The organism is Luteibacter sp. 621 (genome assembly GCF_050435445.1).
In the GTDB taxonomy this organism is placed as follows: Bacteria; Pseudomonadota; Gammaproteobacteria; order Xanthomonadales; family Rhodanobacteraceae; genus Luteibacter.
The window spans coordinates 44795-69461 of record NZ_JBNDKI010000016.1 but is presented as its reverse complement, the minus strand read 5'-3'; the positions used below and the strand labels follow the sequence as shown (position 1 = coordinate 69461).

The following is a 24667-nucleotide window of genomic DNA, read 5'->3' as shown; positions in this document are numbered from 1 at the left end:
CGCCGTGCCGGGGGATACGCCCCCGCTATCGCGACTTGATCGCCTGCGACGCAACGAGTGGCTTTCGCCCGAACAGTGGCGGCGGCGGATCCTGTTCTGGACCGGCGCAGTCATCGTCGGGCTGGCGGCCGTGTTCTTTGCCAAGGCGGCCGATTACGCGTTTGAGCTTTTCCACGGCGTTGCCAGCCACGGCTGGTGGGTGCCGCTACTCATAACCCCGCCGACGTTCGCCCTGCTCTGCTGGCTTACCCAGGGCGCACTGAAGGCGACGCGCGGCTCGGGCATCCCCCAGGCTATCGCCGCACTTAAGGTGGAAGATGAAGGCTTCCGCACTCGCCTGCTTTCGTTAAAGGTCGCCCTGGGCAAGATGGCCTTGACGCTGGCCGCGCTGCTGGGCGGAGCATCAGTCGGCCGCGAAGGCCCAACCGTGCACGTCGGTGCGGGCTTGCTGTACTCGATGGGCAAGCGCTTTGGCTTCGCCGACCCCACTGCCGCCGGCCGATTCATCCTCGCGGGTTCCGCCGCTGGCCTCGCCGCGGCGTTCAACACGCCGCTGGCGGGCGTCGTGTTCGCCATCGAAGAAATGTCTGGCACGTTCGAACACCGCATGAGCGGCACGCTGCTCACCGCCGTTATCGTCGCCGGTGTGGTCTCGCTCGGCGTGGTCGGCAACTATGCGTACTTCGGCGATATCACCGCTGCCCTGCCGCTGGGCAAGGCGTGGCTTGCCGTACTGCTCACCGGCATCGTTGGCGGGCTGGCTGGCGGGCTGTTCGCACGCCTCATCATTCCGTCCGCCAGCGGGTTCCGCGGTGCGCTCGGGCGCCTGCGTGGACGCCAGCCCGTGGTGTTCGCCGCCTTCTGCGGCCTGGCCCTGGTGCTGCTGAGCATGGCCAGTGCCAACGGCTTGTACGGCACCGGCTACGCACAGGCACGCGCTATCCTGGAAGGCCATTCCGATACGGGCCCGCTGTTTGGCGTGCTGAAGTTCCTTGGCAATATCGCATCCTCGTGGGCGGGCATTCCCGGCGGCATCTTCTCGCCCGCCCTTGCCGTGGGTGCCGGCCTGGGCGGCAATATTGCCCACCTGCTGCCAGGCGCGGATGTCTCCGCCGTGGTGCTGCTTGGCATGGCTGCCTACCTGTCGGGCGTGACCCAGGCGCCGCTCACCGCCGCGGTCATCTCGCTGGAACTGACTGCAAACCATCAGATGGCCTTGCCGATCATGGCCGCCTGCCTGCTTGCCCGAGGCGTATCGGCGCTCGTCTGCCGGGTGCCTGTGTACAAGGCGCTGGCCGAGACGTTGATGGCAGGCTTTGAAGAAGAACGCGCAAGGCGCGACGCATCCACCCCGCAAGAAACCAGGCCGTCATGACCACCGATACTCGCTGGGATTACCTGCTGCTCGATGCTGGCCTCGCTACGCTCGTCGATAACGGCACGCCCTATGGCGCCATCGGCGAGGGTGCCCTGGGCATAAAGGATGGCCGGATCGTATTCGTGGGCGAGCGCGCCAGCCTCCCGGGCGAGCCACACGCACTCGCGCACCGCGTGGAGTCACTGCGCGAAACCTGGATCACGCCCGGTCTCGTCGACTGCCACACACACCTCGTTTTTGGCGGTGATCGCGCACAGGAGTTCGAGATGCGCCTTGAAGGCGCGACCTACGAGGAAATTGCGAGAGCCGGTGGCGGCATCGTCTCCAGCGTGCGCGCCACGCGGAGCGCCAGCGAGGACCAACTGTTCCAACAGTCGTTGCCACGAGCGCGTGCACTGCTCGCCGATGGCGTGACGACACTCGAGATAAAGTCGGGCTACGGCCTGGAGCCGGAGGCCGAGCGGCGCATGCTGCGCGTTGCGCGCCGCATCGGGCGTGAACTGGGAATCGACGTCCGCACCAGCTTCCTCGGCATGCACGCGCTTCCGCCAGAATACGCGGGCCGCCGCGATGAGTACGTGGCGCTGGTCTGCGACACGATGCTGCCGTCGCTCGCCGATGAAGCGCTGGTCGATGCCGTGGATGCTTTCTGCGAAGGCATCGGGTTCACCCACGCCGAAACCGAGCGCCTGTTCGAAAAGGCGACAGCGCTGGGGCTGCCGGTGAAGCTTCACGCGGAGCAGTTGTCAGACCTTGGAGGGGCTGCGCTCGTCGCCCGCTATAACGGCCTCTCGGCGGATCACCTTGAGTGGACGAGCGACGATGGCGTGCGGGCCATGGCTGCCGCCGGCACGGTGGCGGTGCTCCTGCCCGGCGCGTACTACGCGCTGCGCGATACACGGCCGCCGCCGATCGCCGCGTTCCGCGAGCACGGCGTGGCCATGGCCGTGGCCACTGACCTGAATCCCGGCACGTCGCCGTTGCTTTCGCTGCGCCTCGCCATGGGCATGGCTTGCACGTTGTTCCGCCTGACCCCGGAAGAAGCACTTCGTGGCGCCACGCAGTATGGTGCCCGCGCGCTCGGTCTCGAGGATCGTGGCACGCTGGCGGTAGGCCAGCGCGCCGACCTAGCGGTGTGGAACATCCAGCACCTGCCGGAACTGTGCTATTGGATCGGTGGCGGCCTGCTCAGGGAAACCTGGAGTGCCGGCGAGCGCCTGGTGTCCTGATCAGGCGCCGGCTTCCGTCTTCGCTATCGGCGCTGCGTCGGCGGGCGGACGCTGGGCCGGCACGAAGAACGCCGAAATACGATCGGCAAAGAACAGCAGCGCCAAGCCGATGGCGGTATGGACGATCGCGTGGTTCAACGAGCCAAGCGACGTGATACCGCCTGAGTAAAGGCCTTTCAGCACGTCGTATGCGCTGATGACGTAGGTCACCGCGGTAAGCACGCTCGAGGCACCCAGGTAGCGCAGGACCAGGGCGAACCATTGGCGTGGGGTCATGTTGTGTCTCCTTTCCGTCGGTATATCCGTCAAGCCCGCGACAGTAGCCTATGACTACGCGTACTGCCACGGCCTGAAATCCGTCGCATTTTTCAGAATCCTTCCATCGATTCCCGCGAGTACGTTTCCTAACATCGACAAGCTCAGGCCGCGTCCCAGGAAGCTTGTTGATAGCCGCACTGCCACTTCGCAGGGCTTTGCCCCGCGCATGCCTTTTCGTGTTTGCGCTTGGCGCGGCCGCGCTGGTGGCCGCGTGCTCAGAAGAAAGGGATACCGGCAACGAAACGGCCGAACGCGCCCGGCAGATGCGTGATGTCTCGCGGATGCTCGATGCCATGGAAACCCCGCCCAAGCCGGGCGCGGTAGCCACGCGCCCGGTTACGCAGCCCATGGCTATCGATCCGGATACGCCTGCAAAGGCCGCGCCGGACGACGTGTCCGTTCCGCTTATGAGCTGGGCGGCCGTTTGTGCCGCAGCCGTTGGCCTCACCGGCGTCCTGGCACTCGCCTGGCGCCGCCGTAAACATCGAGCCGGCAAGGTCACACCGCCGCGTGTTTCGATCGCCCCCGCGTTCGCACCCGCGGCATCCGCGGCACCCGACGTACCTTCCAGTCCAGACACCCCCATGGAGGATGCCGCCATCGCAAGGAACCCGACCACGCCCGAGTGGACGTACCAGCGCACCGCATTCGAAACACCCTCGCTGCAGCTGACCCTGGAGCCGGTCGACCTGCTCGCGCGCCCGGTCGTAGCGGCCGAAGGCCCTTCGCCATCGCTCATCACGCGACTACACGCGCCCGGCACACCAGCGACGCTGTACTTGAGTGGCGATCGATACCATCCGTCGGTCCGCCACGTCGGTACGCACGGTAACGATTTCCTCGAATGGGAAACCATCCTCCGGGAAACGCTCGAGGCACCCGGTGACGATGGGCGGCTTGCACGCTGGCTGTTTCCCGCGCTGCTGTGCCTGCGCGCACCCTGCCTTGGGCGTAAGGACGCCCTTGCCAGCCTCAACGAAGCGGTGCGCTTTTGCCACGCCATGTTTGACGACAGCACGGCTGACGAACGACCGTGGTGGCGCGCACAGACGCTTCGCGCTGAGCTGGCACGCCTTACCCGCAGCTCGGGCGCCACACGTTTGCTGGCGCTACGCGAGTTGGGTAGCGACGCCGATGACGACCAACTGCCCGCCCTGGATGCATGGGTCGATGTACACCTCGCGTGGTCTGCATGGCTGGTAGGCATCGCGGCGAAAGAAAGGCTGGGCCTCGCCGACCAGATATGCACGCGCTTATCGCCGATCGCGCCCGCTCGCGCCGCCCGGCGCCGCGCCGAGGTGATGATGCGGCGAGCCACCCTGTTGAAGGGCGAAGCACGCCTTGCTGATCTCGACCACGCCATGTCGCTGCTGCATGCCGCGATGGGTGAAGGCGACGACCCCGTGACCCTGCTGCTGTTCGCCGAGTGCGCGCACCGGCGCGCCCCGCTCCTTCCGCCCGACGAAGCGGCGGAAGCCTGCTCGTTCGCCCTGGCACATGCGTTCGCAGCCGGCCAGCACGCCGCGTGGCACATCGCCTCGCTGGAAATGCGCATCGCGATCCAGCAGACCTACGATCAACTCACCGTCGCCAGGACGCCCAGCGACATCATCACTGCGTTGCGTCGCGAACTCGCCGACGCCCGCGCCCTACTCCAGACGGGACCCGCATGACTCGCGCCAAAGCCTCGCCGTTGCTCACCACCCGCTACGGCATAGCCGCCCCCAATGCCAGTGACACACCCGCCGCCCGCGCCCTGCAGCTTTACGGCGAGTGGGCGGAACAGGAAACGGACCTGTTGAGCGGGGTGGTCACCGATGGCCACCACGTGCTTGAAGTCGGCGGCGACCATGCGGCGCACACTCTGTGGCTCGCCCTCGCCGTAGGCGATACCGGCGCGGTGCATGTGGTCGAGCCGCGCCGTCTTCCGTTCCAGCAGCTCTGCGCCAACATCGCACTGAATCAGCTGGCGAACGTGCATACCCACCATGCCTACCTCGGCGCAAATGATGGCAACGAAGGTCTCGCCAGCGAGACGACACGCCGCATCCGGCTCGATAGCCTCGCGCTTCCTGCCCTGCACCTTCTGAAGGTGAATATCCCGGATGTCCTTGAGGATCTCCTCAAAGGTGCTGGCGCCACCCTGGTCGAGCACCGCCCGCTCGTCTACGCCCGCCTGGGCGGCCCGGCCAGTGCCGAGCGCGAAGTCGATGCCGTGAAGGCGTGGGCTATCGGGTCTGGTCGCACACACCCGCCCTGTTCAACCCAGATAACCACGCGGGGGTCGCCCGCAACATGTTTCCGGGCCTGCTCAGCTGCAACATCGTTGCGGCGCACCCCGAGGGCGGCATGGACTTCGACTCGCTGACGGAGCTGTAGCCGGGGGTCGACAGTCACGCCGCCGCGGCCCAAGCTGTCGCGACGATTCCTGTGGCGGGGCCCTCCATGGCAAAGCTCATCTTCGCAATGAACCAGTCCCTGGACGGCTATGTAGACCACCAGGCGTTTGCGCCACCTCCGGCACTCTTTCGCCACTTCATCGATGACGTGCACCAGCTCACCGGCATGGTGTACGGCCACGGCCTGTATGAGGTCATGCGCTACTGGGACGATGAGGTGCCCGGGTGGGATGCGGCGGAACGCGAATACGCGCAGGCATGGCGCAGCAAGCCCAAGTGGGTCATATCCCGCTCGCTCCCGACCGTTGGCCCGAACGCCACCCTCATCGCCGACGAGCTGCCGGTAGCTATCCGGCGGCTGAAGGCCGAGCTGGGTGGCGATATCGAGATCGGTGGCCCGGTCCTGGCACACGCCCTGGGCGAGCTCGGCCTTATCGACGAATACCGGCTGTACATGCACCCGGTGGTGCTAGGGGGCGGCAACCCCTACTTCGCGGGCGCCCGGCCACCGCTGCGCCTGGCGGCCAGCGAGCTGGTCTGCGACGGGATCATCCGCCTTACCTACGTGCCGGCTTGACCACAGCCCCACACCGGCCCAACAAAAAACCCCGCCGGAGCGGGGTTTTTCGTGTCACGCGAAGAAGGGATCAGGCCTTCTTGCGCGGAGCGGCAGCCTTCTTGGCCGCTGCCGGCTTGGCGGCGGCCGGCTTTGCCACGGCAGCACCGGTCACGATATCGGTGTGCGGACGGGCAATGCCGTAGCTGGAACGGTAGATCTTGCCGCGACGGGTGCGGCGGTCGCCCTTGCCCATGGGAAACTCCTTAATTCGGGTGATGAAGAGGAACGGCCGGTCATCGTATCAGCGGCCGTGTAAAGCGCAAGGGCCCGGCGTGAAGGCCGTTCAGTGGCTGTGCCGGCCGCCATCCTGGCCGCAACCCTCCAGCTCGTCAGGGCACTCGCCCGGATCGAACTGCACCGTGGCGTGGCCTACCTGCCAGCGTTCGCTGAGCGTCGTCTTGATCGCCGTGAGAACGCGGGCCTGGTCCGCCCCCGGGGCCAGTTCAGCGTGCAAGGTGGCCATGCGCGAGCCAGCCGTCATCTGCCAGACGTGGACGTGGTGGATATCGAGGATGGCCGGATCGCACTCATGCAGCACTTTCGTGACCTCATCCAGGTGCACGCCATCGGGCGTGCCCTCCAGCAGGATGTGGCCGGAACGCCGCACCAACGACCAGGCGCTGCGCAGGATCAGCAGGGATACCAGGATCGACAAAGCGGGATCGGCCCAGAGCCAGCCCATGAAGTACACCGCCAGCGCCGCGAGCACAGCCGCGACCGAGCCAAGCAAATCGCCCAGGACGTGCAGGCTGGCCCCAGCGATGTTCACGTCATCCGGGTCGTGGCCGTGCAGCGTACGCAGTACCACCACGTTGGCGACCAGGCCTACCAGGGCAACCACGAACATGATCCCTGACAGGATCGGCTCGGGGTGGAACAGCCGCTGCACCGCCTCGTAGATGATGAAGGCGACCAGTGCGAACTGGGTCAACGCGTTGACAAACCCCGCCAGCACTTCGATGCGGCCATAGCCGTAGGTGCGCTGGGCATCCGCCGGCCGCGCGGCGAAGCGCGCACCGAGGAAGGCCAGCAGCAGGGCCAGGGCGTCCACCAGCATGTGGCCGGCATCAGCCAGCAGCGCCAGCGAACCGGATACGAGGCCGCCGCCCGCCTCCACCACCAGCATGACCAGGGTGAGGACGAACGCTAACAGCAGCTTCTTCTCGCTGCTGCCCTCGATAGGGGAGTGATCGTGCGAATGATCGTGCGCGTGGCCGTGGGAGTGGCCGTGCGCGTGGGCGTGGTCGTGTGCCATAGGGCGAAGGCTAGGTGCTGCGGCCGCGGTTACACAATCACGGGTGGGCGCAGGTCGGCCCGTGGATATGCCCGGCGTGGCCGCTGCGGTCCACTTTCAGATTGATGAAGTGCGCCGTCGCTACCAGCAGGCCGCCGGTGGTGACCAGCACGCTATGCACAAGCAGCGATCCGCTGTGCAGGAAGGTCACCCCAAGCACCAGCAAGAGCAGCCCCGGCACCGCGAAGGCGAACGGAAGGCGCCGGTGATGGCGGCGGTAGCCCGAGACCAGTGCCGCGGTGGCAAGCACACAAGCGAACGAGACAAACACTTCTTCGAACCGGTGGTTGGCCAGGAACGAGAGCCCCAGCAGCGGCAACACCGCGATGACGAACGGCAGCAGCGCACAGTGTATGGCGCACAGGAACGACGCCGTCGCCCCAAGGCGGTCTGCGGCGTGCCACCAGCGGCGGCGGGTCTCGGGGGCGAGCGTTGGTTCGGTCATGGAGTGCATAGCGTGACTATTTGCACAGGTCGGGGCAAGCGATGATACTTTATAACATTGCAAAGTCCAACCGATGGAGCTCCACCCGATGCGTAGAACCCTTTTCGCCCTGACCCTTGCCGCGACATTCGGCAGCTCGCTCCCCGCCATGGCGGAAGACGCACCGCAGGACGCCACAGCCCCCGATGTGGGCACGAAGGAACCGCAGGGCAAGTCGAAGAAGCATGTCGACAAACTGGAAGGCATCGTGGTCAACGCGGTACCCGGCGGCCGCAACGCCGACCAGATCGTCGCCCCCGTGGCGGTACTGGCCGGATCGGCCCTGGATGACGCCAAGGGGGTTTCGTTGGGTGAAACCGTGTCGTCCATCCCCGGGGTACAGACCTCCGCCCTCGGTACCGCCGTGGGTCGCCCGGTGATCCGTGGCCTGGATGGGCCGCGCGTGGCCGTGCTTGAAAACGGCCTTTCCTCCCAGGACGTGTCCAATGTCAGCCAGGACCACGCCGTCACCCTGGAACCCTTCCTCGCCGACCAGATCGAGGTGCTGAAGGGCCCCGCCACCCTGCTCTACGGTTCGGGCGCGATCGGCGGCGTGGTGAACGTGGTCGATGGACGCGTACCCGAGAAGGCGCCCGAGAACGGCTTCGAGGGGCGCGCCGAGGTGCGTACCGATTCGGTCTCGGACGGCAAGACCGGCCTCGCCCGGTTCGATGCCGGCAACGACCAGTTCGCCATCCATGTCGATGGCATGCACCGCGACAACAAGGATTACGACATCCCCGGCGGCACGCTGGCCAACAGCGCGGTGAAGACCACCTCGGGCGCAGTCGGCGCTTCGCTGCTCGGCTCGTGGGGTTACGTGGGCCTGTCCATCTCCCGCTTCATGGACCTGTATGGCAGCCCTGCCGAACCGGGTGACCCGGCCGAGGGCGAAGACCCGGTGCACATCAAGATGGCGCAGACCAATTACACCCTGAAGGGCGGCCTCGTTCAGCCGTTCGAAGGCATCAGCAAGATCGAGTTCAACCTGGGCCACGGCGATTACCAGCACGTGGAATATGAAGGGGACGAACCCGGCACGACGTTCACGACCCAGAGCAACCAGGGCCGCCTGATCGTCACCCATGACGAACTCGCTGGCTGGAACGGCGCGTTCGGCGTGCAGACCCAGCACCGCCAGTTCGCCGCCGTGGGCGAGGAAACCTTCGTACCGGCGACCACGACGAAGGGGGTTGGCGTGTTCCTCACCGAAACGCGCGATTTTGGTCCGCTGAAAGTCGAACTGGGCGCACGCCACGACAAGCAGAGCGTGGAACCGATTGACGGCGCGAAGCGCAACTACTCACCGAATAGCTTCTCCGCCGGCTTCGCCTACCGCTTCACGGACCAATGGCACGTGTCGCTGAACCTGGACCACGCCGAGCGCGCACCGTCGGAAGAAGAACTGTTCGCGAATGGGCCGCACGAGGCATCGAACACGTTTGAAATCGGCAGCGACCTGGGCAAGGAGAAATCCAACCAGGCTGAGCTCGGCCTGCACTTCCATGGCGATGTCGTCGAGGGCAAGGTCGCCGTGTACTACAACAAGTACAAGAACTTCATTTACCTCGCCGATACCGGCGAGATTGAAGATGACCTGCCGGTGCGCATCTGGTCGCAGAACGACGCGACGTTCCGCGGTGCCGAAGCCGAGGCCACGTTCCACCTGGCACAGGGCCCGTCGGGCCATTGGGACCTGCGCGTGTTCGGCGACACCGTGCGCGCCACGCTGGATAACGGTGGTGGCAACGTGCCGCGCATTCCAGCCGGCCGCGTGGGTTCCACGCTGAGCTGGAACGCCGATGGCCTGCGCGCGAGCGTGGGCGCCGTGCGCTACATGAAACAGGACAAGGTGGCCGCCTTCGAAACCGACACCGCCGGCTACACGCTGGTGAATGCGCACTTCGGCTGGACCTTCGTCAATGACGAACGCAGCCAGTGGGAGGCCTTCGTGGATGGCAACAACCTGACCAACCAGACGGCACGTCCCGCCACATCGCTATTCAAGGATGTGGCGCCGATGCCGGGCCGTAACGTTTCCGTAGGCGTGCGCGCCTACTTCTGAGTCCACTGAGTTCCCGGTCCCTGACGTCCCACTCCTCCCTCCCCGGCAGGGGCCGGAAACAAACGGGGCGCCGCAAATAGCGGCGCCCCGTTTTCTTTTCCTACATGGTTACGATTCGCGGCAGTTCTTGCAGATGCCGTGCACTTCAAGCGTCTGCGCCTGCGGGCGGAACCCGAACGCTTTCGCCTGCGCCTCGATCAATTCGGCCACGCGCTCGTCGCACACTTCCTGTGCACACTGGCATTTGTCGCAGATGAGGAAAGGCACCTGGTGCGACTCGGCCGGGTGGTGGCAGGAAACGTAGGCGTTGATCGATTCCAGCTTGTGGATGAAGCCGTTCTCGAGGAGAAAATCGAGCGCGCGATAAACCGTGGGCGGCGCGGCGTTGCCGTGCTTTTCGCGCAGACGGTCGAGCAGGTCGTACGCCTTGACCGGCTTGCCCGCCACCGCCACCAGCTCCAGCACCTCGCGGCGCAGCGGGGTCAGGCGCAGGCCACGCTCGTTGGAGGCAAGCTCCACCGCCTCGACGAAGCCGCGGGCGTCATCGTGGTGATCGTGGGCATGGTGGTGGCTGGCGTGGGTGCTCATGGCGTCATTCTAACATGAGGACCTTTCAGGGCTTTTTCGAGCCCGGCAGGGGCGGCGGCCCTTTACCCGGCCTACCCGGACCAGGCGCGGCGGTGCGTTGCGGCAGCGGCGGAGGAGCCGCGGGCTTGTGCGGCAGGAACGGGACGGCCCAGCCAAACGGCCCCAGCACCAGGGAGGCCACCACGGTGGCGGCAAACCGGCCACGCCACCACCCGAGAACAGCGCCAACGGCAATGAATACCACCTGCCAGATGATGAGCTGGCCCCAGGGAACCAGCCGCATCAGGTTCATGAAGATGGTGAGGAACGCGCCCGGGGCCTGGGGATCGACCCCGGCCATGGCCTTGGCCAACAGCTCATCCATGGGCGCAGTTCCTGTAGGAGCGGGGGGGGGGGGGGGGGGGGGGGGGGGGGGGGCCCCCCCCCCCCCCCCCCCCCCCCCCCCCCCCGCTCCTACACGTGCGTTCATGCAGCAACTGCCGTCACGGGGCGCGTACGGTCATGCGGCCTTGGCAGCGGCATCGTCGATACGGGGGAGGGCCACGTCGCGGCCGCACAGGTAGATCGTGTGCTCGATGGACGGCGAGACCTGGGTGCCGGTCATGGCCACGCGCAGCGGCGCGGCGACCTTGCCCATGCCGAGCTCCAGCGCGGCAGCGGTGCGCTCCACGGCACCGTGCACGGCTTCCGGCGTCCATTCCGCCAAGGCCGCCAGCTCTTCCTTCGCCTTCGCGAGCACGGCCGGTGCCGTCTCCGTGCGCAGGTGCTTCTCGATGGCCTTGGGGTCCCACTCGGTGATGGGACCATACCAGAGCACCGCACGCTGGGCCATTTCCACGAAGGTCTGCACGCGGTCGCGCAGGGCCACGACCACGTCCGCCGGGTTAGGGCCGGTGGCCGGATCGATGCCGATGCGCTGCAGGTGATAGGCCAGCTCGGGGCCGAGCGCCGCCGGGTCATCCGTCTTCAGGTAATGCTGGTTTAGCCAGGAAAGCTTGGTGACATCGAAGCGCGATGCCGCCTTGTTCACATCGGCCACGTCGAACAGCTCAATCATCTGCCCCACCGAGAAGATCTCCTGGTCGCCGTGCGACCAGCCCAGGCGGACCAGGTAGTTCAGCAGCGCGTGCGGCAGGAAGCCATCTTCACGGTACTGCATGACGCTGACCGCGCCGTGGCGCTTGGAGAGCTTCTGGCCATCGGGGCCCAGGATCATCGGCAGGTGCGCGAATTCCGGCACCGGCGCGCCGAGAGCCTTGTAGATGTTGATCTGGCGCGGGGTGTTGTTCACATGGTCATCGCCACGAATGACCTCGGTGATACCCATGTCGATGTCATCGACCACCACCGCGAAGTTATAGGTGGGGAAGCCGTCCGAGCGAAAAATCACCAGGTCGTCAAGTTCGGTATTCGCCCACTCGATGCGACCCTTCACCTTGTCATCAAACACCACCGAACCCGAGGTAGGGTTCTTGAAGCGGATGACGCGGTTCGGGTCGTCACGCAGGGGCTCGTTGCGATCGCGGTAGTAGCCGTTGTAACGCGGCTTTTCGCCCGCGGCCATGGCGGCATTGCGCATGGCCTCGATCTCGTCCTTGGTCTCGTAGGCGTAGTAAGCCTTGCCCTCGCGCAGCAGCTGGTCGGCCACTTCGCGGTAACGGTCCATGCGCAACGTCTGGTAGTACGGACCCTCGTCATGCGCCAGGCCCAGCCAGTTCATGCCGTCGAGGATCGCCTGGACGGCCTCCTGCGTGGAGCGTTCACGGTCCGTATCTTCGATGCGCAGGATGAACTCGCCGCCGCGACGGCGCGCTTCCAGCCAACAGTACAGCGCGGTGCGCGCGCCGCCGATGTGCAGGTAGCCGGTGGGACTGGGGGCAAAACGGGTGCGGACGGTCATCGTGGGGTCATGGCTTTAGCGGTCAGACCAGCGATTTTATCCGGTTCGGGCACAACCTGCTGTGCTCTGCACCTTACCCGGACGCAAGGCGGGCCCGTTCCGGCCGATTTGGCAGGTTCCTGTCATCTGCCAGTCATGCCGCCATAACCGCCGCGACACGGCCGCGCGAGAGCATGAACCAAGCCAGGCCAGAGGGCACCGCCATGCGAGTTGGCATCGTCACCGAGACCTACGCACCGGACGTGAACGGCGTAGCCCTTACCGTCCAGTCCCTTGCCCGCGGCCTTGTCCGCCGCGGCCACAGCGTCGACCTCGTCCGCCCCATCCACCCGGCAACGCCGCCCATGGCCGATGCAGGCATGGATGTGTTTGAAGTGGATGGCGCCTCCCTGCCGCGCTACGCAGGCCTTCGTTTTGGCCTGCCAGCCCGCTTCCGAATCGAGCGCCGCTGGCGCACCGACCGGCCGGATGCCGTCTATGTGGCCACGGAAGGCCCCCTGGGCTGGAGCGCGGTAAGTGCCGCCCGCCGGCTTGGCATCCCGGTCGCGACCGGCTTCCACACCCGCTTCGATTTCTATGTCGGGCATTACGGTTTTGGCGCGCTCACGCCAGTGGTACGCAGCTACCTGGCCCGATTCCACCGCCGCGCGCAGACCACCCTGGTGCCGACCGGCCAGCTTGCAGACGAACTTAACGACCTGGGCGTACATGACGTGCGGGTACTCCGCCGTGCAGTCGACACCGTGCGCTTCCACCCTGATCGACGCAGCGACGAGCTGCGTGCCTCGTGGGGGGCGGGCCCGGATGCGCCGGTAATGATCTGCGTGGGTCGCGTGGCCCCCGAAAAGAACCTGCATGTCGTTATCGACGCATGGGAGGCATTGCGCCGCCGCGCCCCCGATGCGAAGTGCGTCATTGTCGGCGACGGCCCGGGCCGGGCCGCGCTGGAAGCTGCACATCCCGACGTGATATTCGCCGGCACCCGGCGCGGCGACGACCTGGCCGCCTTCTACGCCAGCGCCGACCTCTTTGTGTTCCCCAGCCTCACTGAAACCTTTGGCAATGTCGTGCTGGAAGCCATGGCATCGGGCATCCCGGTGGTTGCGTACGCCGAAGCGGCGGCACGCGAATACATCCGCAATGGCCAGAACGGTATCCGCGTCGCGCCTGGCAATGAAGGCGGCCTGGTAGAACGCGCCGCCACGCTCGGCGCGGATGCCACCGCATGCGCGGCGATGGGACGCGCCGCGCGTGCATCCGTGGCGAGCTTGTCACCGGAATCGGTCGTATCTGATTTCGAATCCATCATGCAGTCGCTCGCCCAGGAGAACATCCATGAACGCAGCACCGCCGTCGCCGCGTAGAGCGAACCTCGATCGCCGCATGTGCGTGGCCGCCAACCGCTGGGGCGCGCGCCGCGCCATCGGCGTGTTTTTCGGCATCGTCAGCCGGTTGGGCGATGGCGTGTTCTGGTACGCGTTGATGACCGTGATCGCCATCGTAGGCGGGATGCATGGGCTGGCTGTGGCCGTGCAGATGGCACTGACCGGCCTCACGGCCCTGATGATGTACCGCGTGCTCAAACGCTGGACGAAGCGCCCTCGCCCGTTCCGCTCGTGCCCTGGTGTGATCGCTCACGTACCGCCGCTGGATGAATTCAGTTTCCCCTCGGGGCATACACTGCAGGCCGTCTCATTCACGGTCGTCGCCGTCGCGCACTATCCGGTGCTGGCGCCCTTCCTGATTGGCTTTGCAGCGCTGATCGGCGCCTCGCGCGTCATCCTTGGCCTGCATTACCCGAGCGATGTGCTGGCAGCCACGGCGATCGGCGGCGGCCTTGGTACGCTTTCGCTGTGGCTGGAGCGGATTATTTTTTAAGGATCGGCGGAATGCCGATCCACGATCCTCACACGGACGTCCAAACGCGGACACGCTTTCGTCCGCGGACACTGTTCGCAACACAGTGAGACTCGCGAAAACGGCTTGATTCCACGTGTTCCAGGGCCTCCCCGCCGTTGGCACGAGCGATGCAACCTCTCAGGCGAAGGGCGCAGGCGCCCGCGTTACCACCCGCTACGGAGACCAGCCATGAAAGCCGAATTCATCCTGCTGAAAACCTTGTTTGCCGTTACCGTCATCGCCTGCGTGCTGACGATGGGCGCGATGGTGACGACCAGCGTCTCGCAGATGCCAGTCACGGCGATTGCCGCTTCACGCTGACCGCGCCGCGAAATCACCGGGCGGAGACGGAGCCGCCACATACGGCGCCACAGCCGCGGGCGAAGCGGTACCAAGCCCGACGTGGACTGTTCCCGCCATGGTTTTGTAAAGGCCAAAGAGAAGCCCGAGCACGGCAGCACCGCCCAGCACGAGCGCCTTCCAGGTTTTCAGGTCATCAACATCTTTACGGGTAGCCTCCGCGACCTTCGTGAGGTGTGCCAACTCCGTTTCGATGCGCGCGATGGCGTCTTTCATCTGGATGAGGAGGGACGACGAAAGGTCGCCGCCAGCCAGACCTGCGGAACCCGTGGAAGCATCGCCCGGCGCGCCGCCTTGCGCATGTTTGAATGTACGGCCCCTGCTCATATCGTACCCTTCATGTGAAACGTTCCCCGGATGGTGGTCGCCCATCGAGACATCATCGATGGGCGTGACGAAAAAAATGGCCATGCTTCCCTCCCCTTGCGTTTGCGTACGTTGCGTCGAGCCACGACCGCTTGTCCATCCGACATAGCTCAAGGCCAATACGCCCCGGTTCAGATGCCAAAATTTTCTCTTCAAGACAATTGCATACGGAATAATGCCGCGCGCTTCGTCGGCGCGGGGCGGCGAAGAGAGACGCGTACGGAATCAGGCGCACTGAGATAGCACTCAGCCGCACGCTAGCCGCGCCGCCGATGAGTGACGGGCAGCCTTTTCACCACGGCAAAAAAAACCCCGCCGAGGCGGGGTGATTTCGATCAGGCGGCGTCTACACGTGGCATTTTCTCAAGAATGCCGAGCATGGCGCCGAGCTTCTCCCGCATCTCGCGGCGATCGACGATCACGTCGACCGCGCCGTGGTCTACGAGGAACTCCGAGCGCTGGAAGCCTTCCGGCAGCGTTTCGCGAACCGTCTGCTCGATGACGCGCGGGCCGGCGAAGCCGATCAGCGCCTTCGGCTCGGCGACGTTCAGATCGCCGAGCATGCCCAGCGATGCCGACACGCCACCGGTGGTGGGATGGGTCAGCACTGAGATGTACGGCACACCGGCCTCGTGCATGCGCGCGATCGCCGCCGAGGTCTTCGCCATCTGCATCAGCGAGAACAGGCCTTCCTGCATGCGCGCGCCACCCGTGGCCGAGAAGCACACCAATGCGCTCTTCTCCGCCAGGGCTTTCTCGGCGGCACGGGTGAACTTCTCACCCACCACCGAGCCCATGGAGCCACCCATGAACGAGAACTCGAATGCCACCGAAACCAGGGGACGGCCAAGCAGTTTGCCCGACATGGCGATCAGCGCATCCTTTTCGCCCGTGTTCTTCTGGGCGGCGATGACGCGATCCTTGTACTTCTTCTGGTCCTTGAACTTCAGCGCATCCACCGGCTCCATCTTCGCCCAGAGTTCGGTCGTCGAACCTTCGTCAAAGAGCGCGGCCAGACGCGCGCGCGCCGAGATCGCGTGGTGATGGCCACACTTGGGGCACACCATCAGCGACTTTTCCAGTTCCGGCTTGTACAGGACGGTGCCGCAGCCCGCGCACTTTTCCCACACGCCCTCGGGCACCTTGCCCTTGCCAGCGCCCGCTGCCGGGCCGCGGGTCTTCGGGGTCATGATTTTCTGAAGCCAGTTCATGCGTTGTCTCCGATGGTGCGTGTGGGATCGCGCACGGGCGCGCTCCTACAAATGCCTGAATGTGGTGCGGTGGTGCGAGATTGCCCGGTCAGCGGGCGTCGAGCGCCGCGCGGATCGGGGCCAGGAAATCCTTCGCCCGCGACACGGCATCGTCCGCCGAAGCCGCACCGGCGAGCCGGTCGACCAGGGCACTGCCAATGACCACGGCATCGGCGAACTCGCCGATCGCCTTGGCCGAGGCGGCATCGCGAACGCCAAAGCCCACCGCAACCGGTGCCTTCGAACGGGCGCGGATACCGGCCACGCGCTCGGCGATCTGGCCGGTGCTGAGCTGCGCGGCGCCGGTGATGCCAGCGAACGACACATAATACAGGAAGCCCGATGCGGCCTCGCAAAGCCTGGCCAGGCGGCCCTCCGCCGTGGTCGGCGAGGCGAGCAGGATCTGGTCGAGGCCCGCCGCGCGCAGGGGTTCCAGTACGTGGGATTCCTCCAGCGGACAGTCCACCATCAGGACGCCATCTACGCCGGAATCAAGCGCATCTTCGGCGAACGAGCTGTAACCGTACATTTCCACCGGGTTGAGATAACCCATCAGGACAATCGGCGTTTCGTTATCCGTCTCACGGAAGGCGGCGACCCATGCCAGCACATTGTGCAGGCCAACACCCTTGGCGATGGCGCGCTCGGAGGCATGCTGGATCACCGGGCCATCCGCCATGGGATCCGAGAAGGGCACGCCCAGTTCGATGACGTCGGCGCCCGCCGCGACCAGCCCGTGCAGTAGCGGAACCACATCCTCGGGCGACGGATCGCCCGCGGTGATGAAGGTGACCAGGCCGGTGCGGCCGGCGGACTTGAGGGCCGCAAAGCGGCGTTCAATGCGGCTCATCAGAGTTCGATCCCCTCGCGCGCGGCGATGGTGTGTACATCCTTGTCGCCACGGCCGGACAGGTTAGCCAAGACCAGGCCATCCTTCGGCAGTTCGCGGGCCAGCTTGATCGCTTGGGCGATCGCGTGACTGGATTCGAGCGCGGCAAGAATGCCTTCGGTGCGAGCCAACAGATGGAAGGCCTCAAGCGCTTCGTCGTCAGTAATGCCTACGTACTCGGCACGGCCGGCATCTTTGAGGAAGGCGTGCTCCGGGCCAACGCCCGGGTAATCCAGACCGGCGGACACCGAATGGGTCTCCACGATCTGGCCGTTCGCATCCGACAGCACGTACGTGCGGTTGCCGTGCAGCACGCCCGGCTTGCCGGCGGCCAGCGACGCAGCGTGGCGACCGGCCTCAATGCCATCGCCCGCAGCTTCCGCGCCCACGATGCGCACATCGCGGTCGTTGAGGAATGCGTGGAACAGGCCGATGGCGTTGGAGCCGCCACCGACGCAGGCCGTGATGACATCCGGCAGGCGACCGAACTGCTCCAGCGTCTGCTCACGCGCTTCACGGCCAACAATGGCGTTGAAGTCACGCACCATCTGCGGATACGGGTGCGGACCGGCGACGGTTCCGATGATGTAGAACGTGTCGTTGACGTTGGTGACCCAGTCGCGCATGGCCTCATTGAGCGCATCTTTCAGCGTCTGCGAGCCCGAGGTGACCGGCACCACGTCGGCGCCGAGCAGGCGCATGCGGTACACATTGATCTTCTGGCGCTCGATATCGACAGCGCCCATGTACACGACGCACTTCAGGCCCATGCGTGCGGCAACCGTGGCGGAAGCCACGCCGTGCTGGCCCGCACCGGTCTCGGCGATGATGCGGCTCTTGCCCATGTGCCGGGCGACGAGCGCCTGGCCCACGGTGTTGTTGATTTTGTGCGCACCGGTGTGGTTCAGGTCTTCGCGCTTCAAAATGATGCGCGCGCCGCCCACGTGCTTCGTCAGGCGCTCGGCGAAATACACCGGGCTGGGGCGGCCCACGTAGTACTTCAGGTCACGGTCGAGCTCGGCGATGAATGCCGGATCCTGGCGCAGGCGCTCGTAGGCGGCGGTGAGTTCAGCCAGCGGCTCCATGAGCGTTTCGGCCACGTAAATGCCGCCGTAATCGCCGAAGCGCCCGTGCGCGTCGGGGTAGGCGTGGAAATCCGGGATCTGGGTCATTGCTATACCGTGTGTTGCTAAAAGGGGCTCACGCGCTGGGGACGGCGCGCACGGCGGCGAGGAAGCATTCCATCTTAGCCCGATCCTTCAGGCCCGGCGACGTCTCGATGCCGCTGGACAGGTCCACGCCCCAGGGCCGGGCCAGGCGGATCGCCTCGGCGACGTTATCGGCGGTGAGTCCGCCCGCGAGCACGAGCGGTTGCGCAAGGTCGCGCGGCATGGCCGACCAGTCGAAGCGCTGGCCGCTGCCACCGGTCTCGCCCAGGCCATGGCCATCGAGCAACAAGCCCGCCGCGCGCGGGTACGCGCGCAGGCGCGGCAAGGCGCCCTCGCCCTCGCCCATGGCGATGGCTTTGAGGTAGCGCACGCCATGGGCCGCGCACGCCTCGTCGGTCTCCGCGCCATGGAACTGCAGCATGTCGGGGCGCACGCGGCGCACGATCTCATCGACCCATGCCGGCTCATCGTCCATCACCAGTACGACCGTGGTGACGAACGGCGGTACGGCATCGCGTAGCGCCACGGCCTGCGCAAGATCGACAAAGCGTTTGCTCTTGCGGGTCATGACGAAGCCGACCGCATCCACGCCGAGGGCGGCGGCGGCCTGCACATCCTCGATGCGGGTAAAGCCGCAGTACTTCACGCGGGTCACAACGTCACCTCCGCCGGCAGGCCCCAATGCGCTTCGTAGCGCGGCCCAAGGAAGGTAAGGCCTTCGGCGGGAGCCGTCGCACCGGCTACGTCGCGATTGCGGCCTTCCAGCAGTTCGGCCATCCATTCGACGGGCTGCTCGCCACGGCCGATCGGGATCAGCGAGCCAACGATGTTGCGCACCATATGGTGCAGGAACGCATTGGCTTCGATCTCCACGACGATGTGGATGTCATCCTGGTAAACCCGGATGTTCATCACGTTGCGGCGGGCATGCGCTGCCTGGCAGGAGATGGCGCGGAAAGCGGAGAAGTCATGCTCGCCGATGATGGCCTGGGCCGCCTCGTGCATGCGCGCGGCATCCAGCGGCTTCTTCTCCCACGCCACGAAACGCGCATCGAGCGCCGGGCGCACATAGCGGGGCAACAAGCGATAACGATAACGGCGGGCACGCGCTGAGAAGCGCGCGTGGAAATCATCCGCAACAGGCTGCGCCCAGGTCACCGCGACCGTGCGCGGCAGGTTGGAGCAGGCGCCCAGCACCCAGCCACGCATGTCGCGCGGCACATCGGTATCGAAATGCACGACCTGGGTACGCCCATGCACGCCGGCATCGGTGCGGCCGGCGGCGGTGACTTCGATGGGCTGGTGGGCGACGAAGGAAAGAGCTTCCTCCAGCGCGCCCTGCACGGTCTTCGCGTGGCTCAGCTTCTGCCAGCCAAAGAAGTCGGTGCCGTCGTATTCGACGCCTAGGGCGATGCGCATGGGGTCACGGGGCGGTGGAAACCGGGAAGGTTACCACCGCCGAAGCCCCCTCGGCACGATCAGGCGATCCCATCCAGGATGCGACGGGCCGTGTCCTTCTGCATCTGGGTGCCTTCGCTGATCACCTCATCGAGCATGAGGCGGGCGCCTTCGGCGTCGCCCATGTCGAGGTAGGCGCGGGCCAGGTCGAGCTTGGTATCGACCGGATCATCGCTGAAGCTCTCGGGGCCTGCGGTGTCCACCGGCTCTTCGTCGGGGAACGTGGGCTCGTCGAAACGCGGCGGCTCGGTCGGGGTGACCGGCGTCGCGTGGTGCGCCTCTTCGTCGAACGACCAGGTGGAGCGCTCTTCCACCGGCGCTTTCTCTTCGGCCAGGATATCGCCGAAGGCCGGCGCCTCGTGCGCCTCGGTATACGGCGACTCCGGCGCGTCCACATCGAACACATCCGGCGCATGCGGGCGGCGATCGGCCTCGGTGCGCTGCGCCGGGGTCAGGTCGAAGTTGAAGTGGTATTCGCTGTGCTTCTGCGGGGCCGGCGGGGCCGGATGGGTATCGTCATCCGGGCTAGTCACGTAGCTGCCCAGATCGAACGCCTCAAGGGCCTCCGCGTTCTCGTGTTCGCCGTGCACCGGGGTGTACGTATCGCCCTCGTACGGCTCGTCGATCTCGTCCACCGGCTGGCCACCGAACAGCGGATGCGACGGGGCGAGCGCTTCGCCCATCATCACCACTTCGCGCCATTCCGGCTGCTCAGGGTCGGCCACGTGCGCATACATCGCTTCCGCGGCAGCTTCGAAATGATCGACATCGCGACGGCCGTAATACAGGCTCACCAGCTCAAGGTGCAGGCCAATATCGTCCGGATGTTCGGCCAGCGCATCGATGATTTCGCGCTGGTCCGGATCGATGGCTTCATCCCGCTCGGCGTCGAAGCTGCCGAAGGTCGGCTCGCGGCTAAAGCGATCGGCCAACGAGCTTGGCGCGACGGACGCCGTCGCCGGCTTCTTGCGGCGGCCGAACACGGCGGCAACGAGCAGCAACAGGATGACAACGGCACCGCCGCCCCATGCCCATGGCTGCATGAACCACGGATCTTCCTCGACCGGGGCCGGCGCGGGAACCAGTTTCTTCGGCGGCTGCGTGGCGGGCGGCGTGGCCTGCTGGGCAGCGGCCGGGGCCGGGGCCGGCGCGCTCGCGACGGTGGCGGTATGTGCAGGCGCACTCGCGGCCGTTCCCGGCGCGCTTGCTGCCGGAGCCGGAACGGGCGCCGCAGCGGCTACCGACTGCGCGGCGGCAGGCGCGGCAGCGGGGCTCGCCGCGGCCGGTGCCGGTGCGCTGGACGCCACGGCCGGCTGGCCGGCGTTCTTGCGGGCTTCGGCGAGCTTGTGCTGCAGCTCGGCGATTTCCGAATCCTTGAGGCTCAGCAGGCGCTCGTTCTTGGTATTGATCGCCTCGAGGTCACCGATGCGCGACTTGAGTTCGGCACCCTGCTGCTTGAGCGAGACGACGGCCTCCTGCGAGGTGCTCAGCTCCTGCTTCAGGCCGGCAACCTGCGCATCGCCCGTGCCGCCCTTCACGCCAGCGCGGGTGGATACGGCTTCGCCGCCCTCCTTCGCCGGGACCAGGGCAAGGCGATCGCTTTTCGCGGCGCTGGCCTTGGCCGGCGCTTCGCTCCCCGTGGAGGCGCCATCCGCGACTGAGGCCGGCGCGCGCGCGGCGCCCGAGCGCCAGGCCTCGTTCTGGCGGCGGACTTCGGCGAGTGCCGCCGCCGCGGTCTGTGCCTGGATATCGTCCTGCGACGGCATGCGCAGCACGGCGCCGGTCTTCAGGGCATTGATGTTGTCGCGGTAGAACGCATCCGGGTTCGCCTTGTGCAAGGCGACCAGCATCTGGTTCAGGTCGGCGCCGTTGGCGTTGTCGCGGGCGATGGTGGAGAGGGTCTGGCCACGCTGGACCGGGCCGATGCTGCCGTTGGCAGCCTGCGCGGATGGGGCGGCAGCCGTCTTCGGCTCAGTGCTGGCAGCGCGCGGGGTGGCGGCCTTGGCCGGCACGCGGGCCGGAACGGCCTCGGTGCGCGACGGGCGCTGCGCTGGGGCCGAATTCGCTGCCGGGGTGGCCGGGGCACCCGGCGGATCGAGCAGCATGGTGACTTCGCGGATGGCGGAGCCACCCTTGCCGCTGCTGACTTCGACCAGGAAATCGAGGTAGGTATCGCGCACCGGCGCGCCACTGGTGACGTGGATCACCGGCTGGCCGGCGGCATTCTTGCCGACGGTGAAGCTGAGCTGCACCGGCATGCCTGACTTGTTCAGGCCAGCACGGGAGAAGGCTTCATCCGACGCCAGCGTGACCTTGATATCGCCCGGGTTACCGGTAACGCCGGTAAGCGGGATATCCGCGGAAAGCGGCTGGTCCATGGTGGAATGCACCTGGACGGCGCCAAGGCTCTGCGCCAGGGCCTGGCTGCCCCCCATGGCAAGCGCCAGCATGATCGACAGCTTCAAAGTACGGTTCATCACTCGCATCCCCCGAACAATTCCACGCTGGCGGCGCGCCTCTACGGGCGGTCGGCCGCGAAGGCGCCACTGTAGTGCACCCCAGCAACAACTAACAATAGCGGCTACGGGCATTTACGCGACAAGTTTGACTCGTTCGCGAGGCCCGTACACGCCCCCCTTACATGTTTACCCTTACGGGTGCCGCGCGGCTTCCAACTGCCGTTCGAGCTCCGCGATCTTTTGATCACGTTCCTCCAGGGCTTTCCTGGAGGCCTGCGAATTCGTTTCGAGCGCGTCGACGCGCTTCTTCAGGTCCTTTACGTTCTTATCCTCGGCCTGGGCCTGCCCGCGGGTGGCATCAAGCTTTGCGCGGGCGGCCTCGTCCGGACCGGCCTGCGCCGCCTTCGGCCCGGCCTGGCCCGAGGCGACCGCAGCGAGCGGCAGCGACAGGAGCAGGCAGGCGATGGCGGCGCGGCCGGGGGTCATTACAGGTAATCCCTGATCAGGATTTCCGCGATCTGCACGGCATTGAGCGCCGCGCCCTTACGGATGTTGTCGGAGACGACCCACAGATCCAGGCCCTTTTCGTGCGAGATATCCTCACGGATGCGGCCGACGTACACCGGATCTTTACCGGCGGCATCGCTGACCGGGGTCGGGTAACCACCCGCCTGGCGCTCATCGATCACCACCACGCCCTCGGCCTGCTCCAGCAGTTCGCGAGCCCGTTCCGCGGTGATCTTGTCACGGGTTTCAATGTGCACCGCCTCGGAGTGGCCGTAGAACACAGGCACACGCACCGCGGTCGGGTTCACCTGGATCGAAGGATCTTCAAGGATCTTCCGGGTCTCCCAGACCATCTTCATTTCTTCCTTGGTGTAGCCGTTGGCCTGGAAGTCGTCGATGTGCGGGATGACGTTGAAGGCGATCTGCTTGGGGAACTTGTTGGACTCGACGTCCTGGAAGTTCAGCATCTGCGCCGTCTGCTTGCCCAGTTCCTCCAGGCCGCTACGGCCTGCACCGGAGACCGACTGGTAGGTGGCCACGTTGATCCGCTCGATGCCCACTTCGCGGTAGATCGGCGCCAGCGCCACCAGCATGCCCATGGTGGAGCAGTTGGGGTTGGCGATGATGCCGCGAACGGTGTAATCGGCGATGGCGTGCGGATTCACCTCCGAGACCACCAGGGGAATGTCGTCCTGGTAACGGAATTCGGAGGTGTTATCGATGACCACGGCGCCCGCGGCGGCGGCGCGCGGCGCGTGCTCACGGCTTACCGAGCCACCGGCCGAGAAGAACGCGATGTCCACGCCCTCGAAGTCGAATTTGGCCAGGTCTTTGACGACACAAGGTTTTCCTGCGAAATCGACGGTACCGCCCGCCGAGCGTTCGCTCGCCAGGGGAATCAGCTCGCTGACCGGGAAATCCCGTTCGGCCAGGATCGACAGGAGGGTCTCACCGACCGCACCGGTCGCACCGACCATGGCCACCTTGTAACTCGTCTTCTTGCTCATCTTCGCTCTTGTTGGCGGGGGTAGAGGGTCAGCTGGCGTCGGCCAGCACACCCGGATTGAGGATCGTGGGTGGCCGGCCGGCGCAGGGACCATGCCCAAACGCCGCCAGCACATTGTCCACAGCCAGCGACGCCATGCCGCGACGTGTGTCGCGACTTGCGCTAGCGATGTGCGGACTTAGCACCACATTGTCGAGTTGGAGCAGGTCCGGATGGACCTTCGGCTCGCCCTCGAACACATCGAGGGCCGCCGCGGCGATCTCGCCATCGGCCAGCGCCCGGGCCAGGGCCTCGTCATCGACGATACCGCCACGGGCGATATTAATGAGGGTAGCCGTCGGCTTCATGGCCTTCAGCTCGGCCGCGCCGATGGTGTGCCGGTTGGCCGGCGTGAACGGCAATACCAGGACCAGGTGATCGGCCTGCGCCAGCAGGGTGGCCTTGTCCACGTAGGTGGCGCCGCACTCCTTCTCTATGGCGGCATCAAGGCGCGAGCGGTTGTGGTAGATCACCGGCGAGCGGAAACCCTGCGCCCGGCGGGCGATGGCCTGGCCGATCCGGCCCATGCCCAGGATGCCGATGGTCTTGCCGTGGACGTCGGCGCCAAGCCAGCCTTCGAAGCGCGAGCCCTTCCACTGCCCTGCCCTGAGCCAGCGCTCCGCCTCACCCACCCGGCGGGCCGCGGCGAGCATGAGCGCCCAGGCGTAATCGGCCACGGTCTCGTTCAGCACATCCGGCGTGTTAGAGGCACCCACGCCCGCCTCGGTCAGCGCATCGAGGTCGAGGTTGTTGTAGCCCACGCCCAGGTTGGCCACAAAGCGCAGCTTGGGGGCGTGCTTGAGCACGTTGGCGTCAATCCGGTCGGCCAGGCCGACGATCGCGGCGTCGGCGTCGGCCAGGCGCGCCATCAGTTCCTCGGGCGTGAACGCCCGCTCCTCGGTCTCGGCCACCACGTCGAAGTGCTCACGCAGGCGATCGACGATATCGGGGAAGAATGGCCGGGAGACCCAGGCCTTCGGCTTGCTCATCA

At 66.2% G+C, this 24667-nt stretch carries 26 protein-coding genes; 9 read left to right on the top strand and 17 right to left on the bottom strand.

Going from position 1 to position 24667, the window contains the following annotated elements; genetic code table 11:
* Positions 1 to 4: 4 nt before the first annotated feature.
* Complete coding sequence (locus tag ABIE56_RS16285) at positions 5 to 1375, top strand: chloride channel protein (RefSeq protein WP_429244874.1); 1371 nt, start codon at positions 5 to 7, stop codon at positions 1373 to 1375.
* Positions 1372 to 2607, top strand: coding sequence for an imidazolonepropionase (gene hutI, locus ABIE56_RS16280; protein ID WP_429244840.1), 1236 nt, complete (start codon positions 1372 to 1374; stop codon positions 2605 to 2607). Before ABIE56_RS16285 ends, hutI begins: the two co-directional genes overlap by 4 nt.
* On the opposite strand, the gene ABIE56_RS16275 is transcribed toward hutI, so the two are convergent.
* On the bottom strand, positions 2608 to 2883 hold the full coding sequence (locus tag ABIE56_RS16275) for a hypothetical protein (RefSeq protein WP_429244839.1): 276 nt from the start codon (positions 2881 to 2883) through the stop codon (positions 2608 to 2610). It abuts the gene before it with no gap.
* A gap of 218 nt (positions 2884 to 3101) precedes the next feature.
* Between ABIE56_RS16275 and ABIE56_RS16270 the strand changes: the two genes are divergently transcribed.
* The 3 genes from ABIE56_RS16270 to ABIE56_RS16260 all read left to right on the top strand — a co-directional run bounded on the left by ABIE56_RS16270 (position 3102) and on the right by ABIE56_RS16260 (position 5901).
* On the top strand, positions 3102 to 4598 hold the full coding sequence (locus tag ABIE56_RS16270) for a hypothetical protein (protein ID WP_429244838.1): 1497 nt from the start codon (positions 3102 to 3104) through the stop codon (positions 4596 to 4598).
* The gene (locus ABIE56_RS16265; protein WP_429244837.1) at positions 4595 to 5293 is read left to right on the top strand and encodes a hypothetical protein; all 699 of its coding nucleotides are present in this window, start codon (positions 4595 to 4597) and stop codon (positions 5291 to 5293) included. Before ABIE56_RS16270 ends, ABIE56_RS16265 begins: the two co-directional genes overlap by 4 nt.
* A 77-nt stretch (positions 5294 to 5370) precedes the next feature.
* Positions 5371 to 5901, top strand: coding sequence for a dihydrofolate reductase family protein (locus ABIE56_RS16260; protein ID WP_429244836.1), 531 nt, complete (start codon positions 5371 to 5373; stop codon positions 5899 to 5901).
* Positions 5902 to 5971: 70 nt separating this feature from the next.
* Here the strand turns inward: ABIE56_RS16260 and ABIE56_RS16255 are convergent, their stop codons facing one another.
* The 3 genes from ABIE56_RS16255 to ABIE56_RS16245 form a co-directional block, all read right to left on the bottom strand.
* Positions 5972 to 6136, bottom strand: a complete 165-nt coding sequence (locus ABIE56_RS16255) for a 30S ribosomal protein THX (RefSeq protein ID WP_429244835.1) — start codon at positions 6134 to 6136, stop codon at positions 5972 to 5974.
* Between the two features lie 90 nt (positions 6137 to 6226).
* Positions 6227 to 7198, bottom strand: a complete 972-nt coding sequence (locus tag ABIE56_RS16250; protein WP_429244834.1) for a cation diffusion facilitator family transporter — start codon at positions 7196 to 7198, stop codon at positions 6227 to 6229.
* A gap of 37 nt (positions 7199 to 7235) precedes the next feature.
* A complete protein-coding gene (locus tag ABIE56_RS16245; protein ID WP_429244833.1) occupies positions 7236 to 7682 on the bottom strand; it encodes a MerC domain-containing protein in 447 nt (148 codons plus the stop codon).
* Between the two features lie 88 nt (positions 7683 to 7770).
* Between ABIE56_RS16245 and ABIE56_RS16240 the strand changes: the two genes are divergently transcribed.
* A complete protein-coding gene (locus ABIE56_RS16240) occupies positions 7771 to 9786 on the top strand; it encodes a TonB-dependent receptor (RefSeq protein WP_429244832.1) in 2016 nt (671 codons plus the stop codon).
* A gap of 108 nt (positions 9787 to 9894) precedes the next feature.
* Here the strand turns inward: ABIE56_RS16240 and ABIE56_RS16235 are convergent, their stop codons facing one another.
* The 3 genes from ABIE56_RS16235 to gltX all read right to left on the bottom strand — a co-directional run bounded on the left by ABIE56_RS16235 (position 9895) and on the right by gltX (position 12274).
* Positions 9895 to 10374 (bottom strand): transcriptional repressor, encoded by a 480-nt coding sequence (locus ABIE56_RS16235; RefSeq protein WP_429244831.1) that lies wholly within the window; start codon positions 10372 to 10374, stop codon positions 9895 to 9897.
* A gap of 25 nt (positions 10375 to 10399) precedes the next feature.
* A complete protein-coding gene (locus tag ABIE56_RS16230) occupies positions 10400 to 10738 on the bottom strand; it encodes a hypothetical protein (protein ID WP_429244830.1) in 339 nt (112 codons plus the stop codon).
* 135 nt (positions 10739 to 10873) lie between these two features.
* Complete coding sequence (gene gltX / locus ABIE56_RS16225; protein ID WP_429244829.1) at positions 10874 to 12274, bottom strand: glutamate--tRNA ligase; 1401 nt, start codon at positions 12272 to 12274, stop codon at positions 10874 to 10876.
* Between the two features lie 203 nt (positions 12275 to 12477).
* Between gltX and ABIE56_RS16220 the strand changes: the two genes are divergently transcribed.
* The 3 genes from ABIE56_RS16220 to ABIE56_RS16210 all read left to right on the top strand — a co-directional run bounded on the left by ABIE56_RS16220 (position 12478) and on the right by ABIE56_RS16210 (position 14494).
* Positions 12478 to 13638 (top strand): glycosyltransferase family 4 protein, encoded by a 1161-nt coding sequence (locus ABIE56_RS16220; RefSeq protein WP_429244828.1) that lies wholly within the window; start codon positions 12478 to 12480, stop codon positions 13636 to 13638.
* On the top strand, positions 13610 to 14152 hold the full coding sequence (locus ABIE56_RS16215; RefSeq protein WP_429244827.1) for a phosphatase PAP2 family protein: 543 nt from the start codon (positions 13610 to 13612) through the stop codon (positions 14150 to 14152). Before ABIE56_RS16220 ends, ABIE56_RS16215 begins: the two co-directional genes overlap by 29 nt.
* Before the next feature lie 210 nt (positions 14153 to 14362).
* Positions 14363 to 14494, top strand: a complete 132-nt coding sequence (locus ABIE56_RS16210; RefSeq protein ID WP_429244826.1) for a hypothetical protein — start codon at positions 14363 to 14365, stop codon at positions 14492 to 14494.
* On the opposite strand, the gene ABIE56_RS16205 is transcribed toward ABIE56_RS16210, so the two are convergent.
* The 10 genes from ABIE56_RS16205 to ABIE56_RS16160 all read right to left on the bottom strand — a co-directional run bounded on the left by ABIE56_RS16205 (position 14486) and on the right by ABIE56_RS16160 (position 24665).
* Positions 14486 to 14944: a hypothetical protein gene (locus ABIE56_RS16205; RefSeq protein WP_429244825.1), complete on the bottom strand. Its 459-nt coding sequence runs from the start codon at positions 14942 to 14944 to the stop codon at positions 14486 to 14488. The genes ABIE56_RS16210 and ABIE56_RS16205 overlap by 9 nt on opposite strands.
* A gap of 290 nt (positions 14945 to 15234) precedes the next feature.
* A complete protein-coding gene (gene accD, locus ABIE56_RS16200; protein WP_429244824.1) occupies positions 15235 to 16110 on the bottom strand; it encodes an acetyl-CoA carboxylase, carboxyltransferase subunit beta in 876 nt (291 codons plus the stop codon).
* 88 nt (positions 16111 to 16198) lie between these two features.
* Positions 16199 to 16999: a tryptophan synthase subunit alpha gene (gene trpA, locus ABIE56_RS16195; protein WP_429244823.1), complete on the bottom strand. Its 801-nt coding sequence runs from the start codon at positions 16997 to 16999 to the stop codon at positions 16199 to 16201.
* The gene (trpB, locus tag ABIE56_RS16190; RefSeq protein ID WP_429244822.1) at positions 16999 to 18210 is read right to left on the bottom strand and encodes a tryptophan synthase subunit beta; all 1212 of its coding nucleotides are present in this window, start codon (positions 18208 to 18210) and stop codon (positions 16999 to 17001) included. Before trpB ends, trpA begins: the two co-directional genes overlap by 1 nt.
* Positions 18211 to 18238: 28 nt before the next feature.
* Positions 18239 to 18862 carry a phosphoribosylanthranilate isomerase gene (locus ABIE56_RS16185; protein WP_429244821.1) on the bottom strand — a complete coding sequence of 208 codons (624 nt, stop codon included), beginning with the start codon at positions 18860 to 18862 and terminating at the stop codon, positions 18239 to 18241.
* A complete protein-coding gene (gene truA, locus ABIE56_RS16180) occupies positions 18859 to 19626 on the bottom strand; it encodes a tRNA pseudouridine(38-40) synthase TruA (RefSeq protein WP_429244820.1) in 768 nt (255 codons plus the stop codon). The genes ABIE56_RS16185 and truA overlap by 4 nt, the downstream gene beginning before the upstream one ends.
* Positions 19627 to 19685: 59 nt before the next feature.
* Positions 19686 to 22142, bottom strand: coding sequence for a FimV/HubP family polar landmark protein (locus ABIE56_RS16175; protein ID WP_429244819.1), 2457 nt, complete (start codon positions 22140 to 22142; stop codon positions 19686 to 19688).
* Positions 22143 to 22316: 174 nt separating this feature from the next.
* On the bottom strand, positions 22317 to 22610 hold the full coding sequence (locus tag ABIE56_RS16170) for a hypothetical protein (RefSeq protein ID WP_429244818.1): 294 nt from the start codon (positions 22608 to 22610) through the stop codon (positions 22317 to 22319).
* Positions 22610 to 23638, bottom strand: a complete 1029-nt coding sequence (locus ABIE56_RS16165) for an aspartate-semialdehyde dehydrogenase (RefSeq protein WP_429244817.1) — start codon at positions 23636 to 23638, stop codon at positions 22610 to 22612. The genes ABIE56_RS16170 and ABIE56_RS16165 overlap by 1 nt, the downstream gene beginning before the upstream one ends.
* A gap of 28 nt (positions 23639 to 23666) precedes the next feature.
* Positions 23667 to 24665 (bottom strand): 2-hydroxyacid dehydrogenase, encoded by a 999-nt coding sequence (locus ABIE56_RS16160; RefSeq protein WP_429244816.1) that lies wholly within the window; start codon positions 24663 to 24665, stop codon positions 23667 to 23669.
* Positions 24666 to 24667: the final 2 nt, after the last annotated feature.

Coding starts and splice junctions, on each gene's coding strand:
- trpB (WP_429244822.1), bottom strand. CDS start 18,210: ATGACCCAGATCCCGGATTTCCACGCCTACCCCGACGCGCACGGGCGC.
- ABIE56_RS16215 (WP_429244827.1), top strand. CDS start 13,610: ATGAACGCAGCACCGCCGTCGCCGCGTAGAGCGAACCTCGATCGCCGC.
- ABIE56_RS16250 (WP_429244834.1), bottom strand. CDS start 7,198: ATGGCACACGACCACGCCCACGCGCACGGCCACTCCCACGGCCACGCG.
- hutI (WP_429244840.1), top strand. CDS start 1,372: ATGACCACCGATACTCGCTGGGATTACCTGCTGCTCGATGCTGGCCTC.
- ABIE56_RS16205 (WP_429244825.1), bottom strand. CDS start 14,944: ATGGCCATTTTTTTCGTCACGCCCATCGATGATGTCTCGATGGGCGAC.
- ABIE56_RS16265 (WP_429244837.1), top strand. CDS start 4,595: ATGACTCGCGCCAAAGCCTCGCCGTTGCTCACCACCCGCTACGGCATA.
- ABIE56_RS16235 (WP_429244831.1), bottom strand. CDS start 10,374: ATGAGCACCCACGCCAGCCACCACCATGCCCACGATCACCACGATGAC.
- ABIE56_RS16230 (WP_429244830.1), bottom strand. CDS start 10,738: ATGGATGAGCTGTTGGCCAAGGCCATGGCCGGGGTCGATCCCCAGGCC.
- ABIE56_RS16160 (WP_429244816.1), bottom strand. CDS start 24,665: ATGAGCAAGCCGAAGGCCTGGGTCTCCCGGCCATTCTTCCCCGATATC.
- ABIE56_RS16275 (WP_429244839.1), bottom strand. CDS start 2,883: ATGACCCCACGCCAATGGTTCGCCCTGGTCCTGCGCTACCTGGGTGCC.
- trpA (WP_429244823.1), bottom strand. CDS start 16,999: ATGAGCCGCATTGAACGCCGCTTTGCGGCCCTCAAGTCCGCCGGCCGC.
- ABIE56_RS16245 (WP_429244833.1), bottom strand. CDS start 7,682: ATGACCGAACCAACGCTCGCCCCCGAGACCCGCCGCCGCTGGTGGCAC.
- gltX (WP_429244829.1), bottom strand. CDS start 12,274: ATGACCGTCCGCACCCGTTTTGCCCCCAGTCCCACCGGCTACCTGCAC.
- ABIE56_RS16175 (WP_429244819.1), bottom strand. CDS start 22,142: ATGAACCGTACTTTGAAGCTGTCGATCATGCTGGCGCTTGCCATGGGG.
- ABIE56_RS16240 (WP_429244832.1), top strand. CDS start 7,771: ATGCGTAGAACCCTTTTCGCCCTGACCCTTGCCGCGACATTCGGCAGC.
- truA (WP_429244820.1), bottom strand. CDS start 19,626: ATGCGCATCGCCCTAGGCGTCGAATACGACGGCACCGACTTCTTTGGC.
- ABIE56_RS16255 (WP_429244835.1), bottom strand. CDS start 6,136: ATGGGCAAGGGCGACCGCCGCACCCGTCGCGGCAAGATCTACCGTTCC.
- ABIE56_RS16260 (WP_429244836.1), top strand. CDS start 5,371: ATGGCAAAGCTCATCTTCGCAATGAACCAGTCCCTGGACGGCTATGTA.
- ABIE56_RS16165 (WP_429244817.1), bottom strand. CDS start 23,638: ATGAGCAAGAAGACGAGTTACAAGGTGGCCATGGTCGGTGCGACCGGT.
- ABIE56_RS16210 (WP_429244826.1), top strand. CDS start 14,363: ATGAAAGCCGAATTCATCCTGCTGAAAACCTTGTTTGCCGTTACCGTC.
- accD (WP_429244824.1), bottom strand. CDS start 16,110: ATGAACTGGCTTCAGAAAATCATGACCCCGAAGACCCGCGGCCCGGCA.
- ABIE56_RS16220 (WP_429244828.1), top strand. CDS start 12,478: ATGCGAGTTGGCATCGTCACCGAGACCTACGCACCGGACGTGAACGGC.
- ABIE56_RS16170 (WP_429244818.1), bottom strand. CDS start 22,610: ATGACCCCCGGCCGCGCCGCCATCGCCTGCCTGCTCCTGTCGCTGCCG.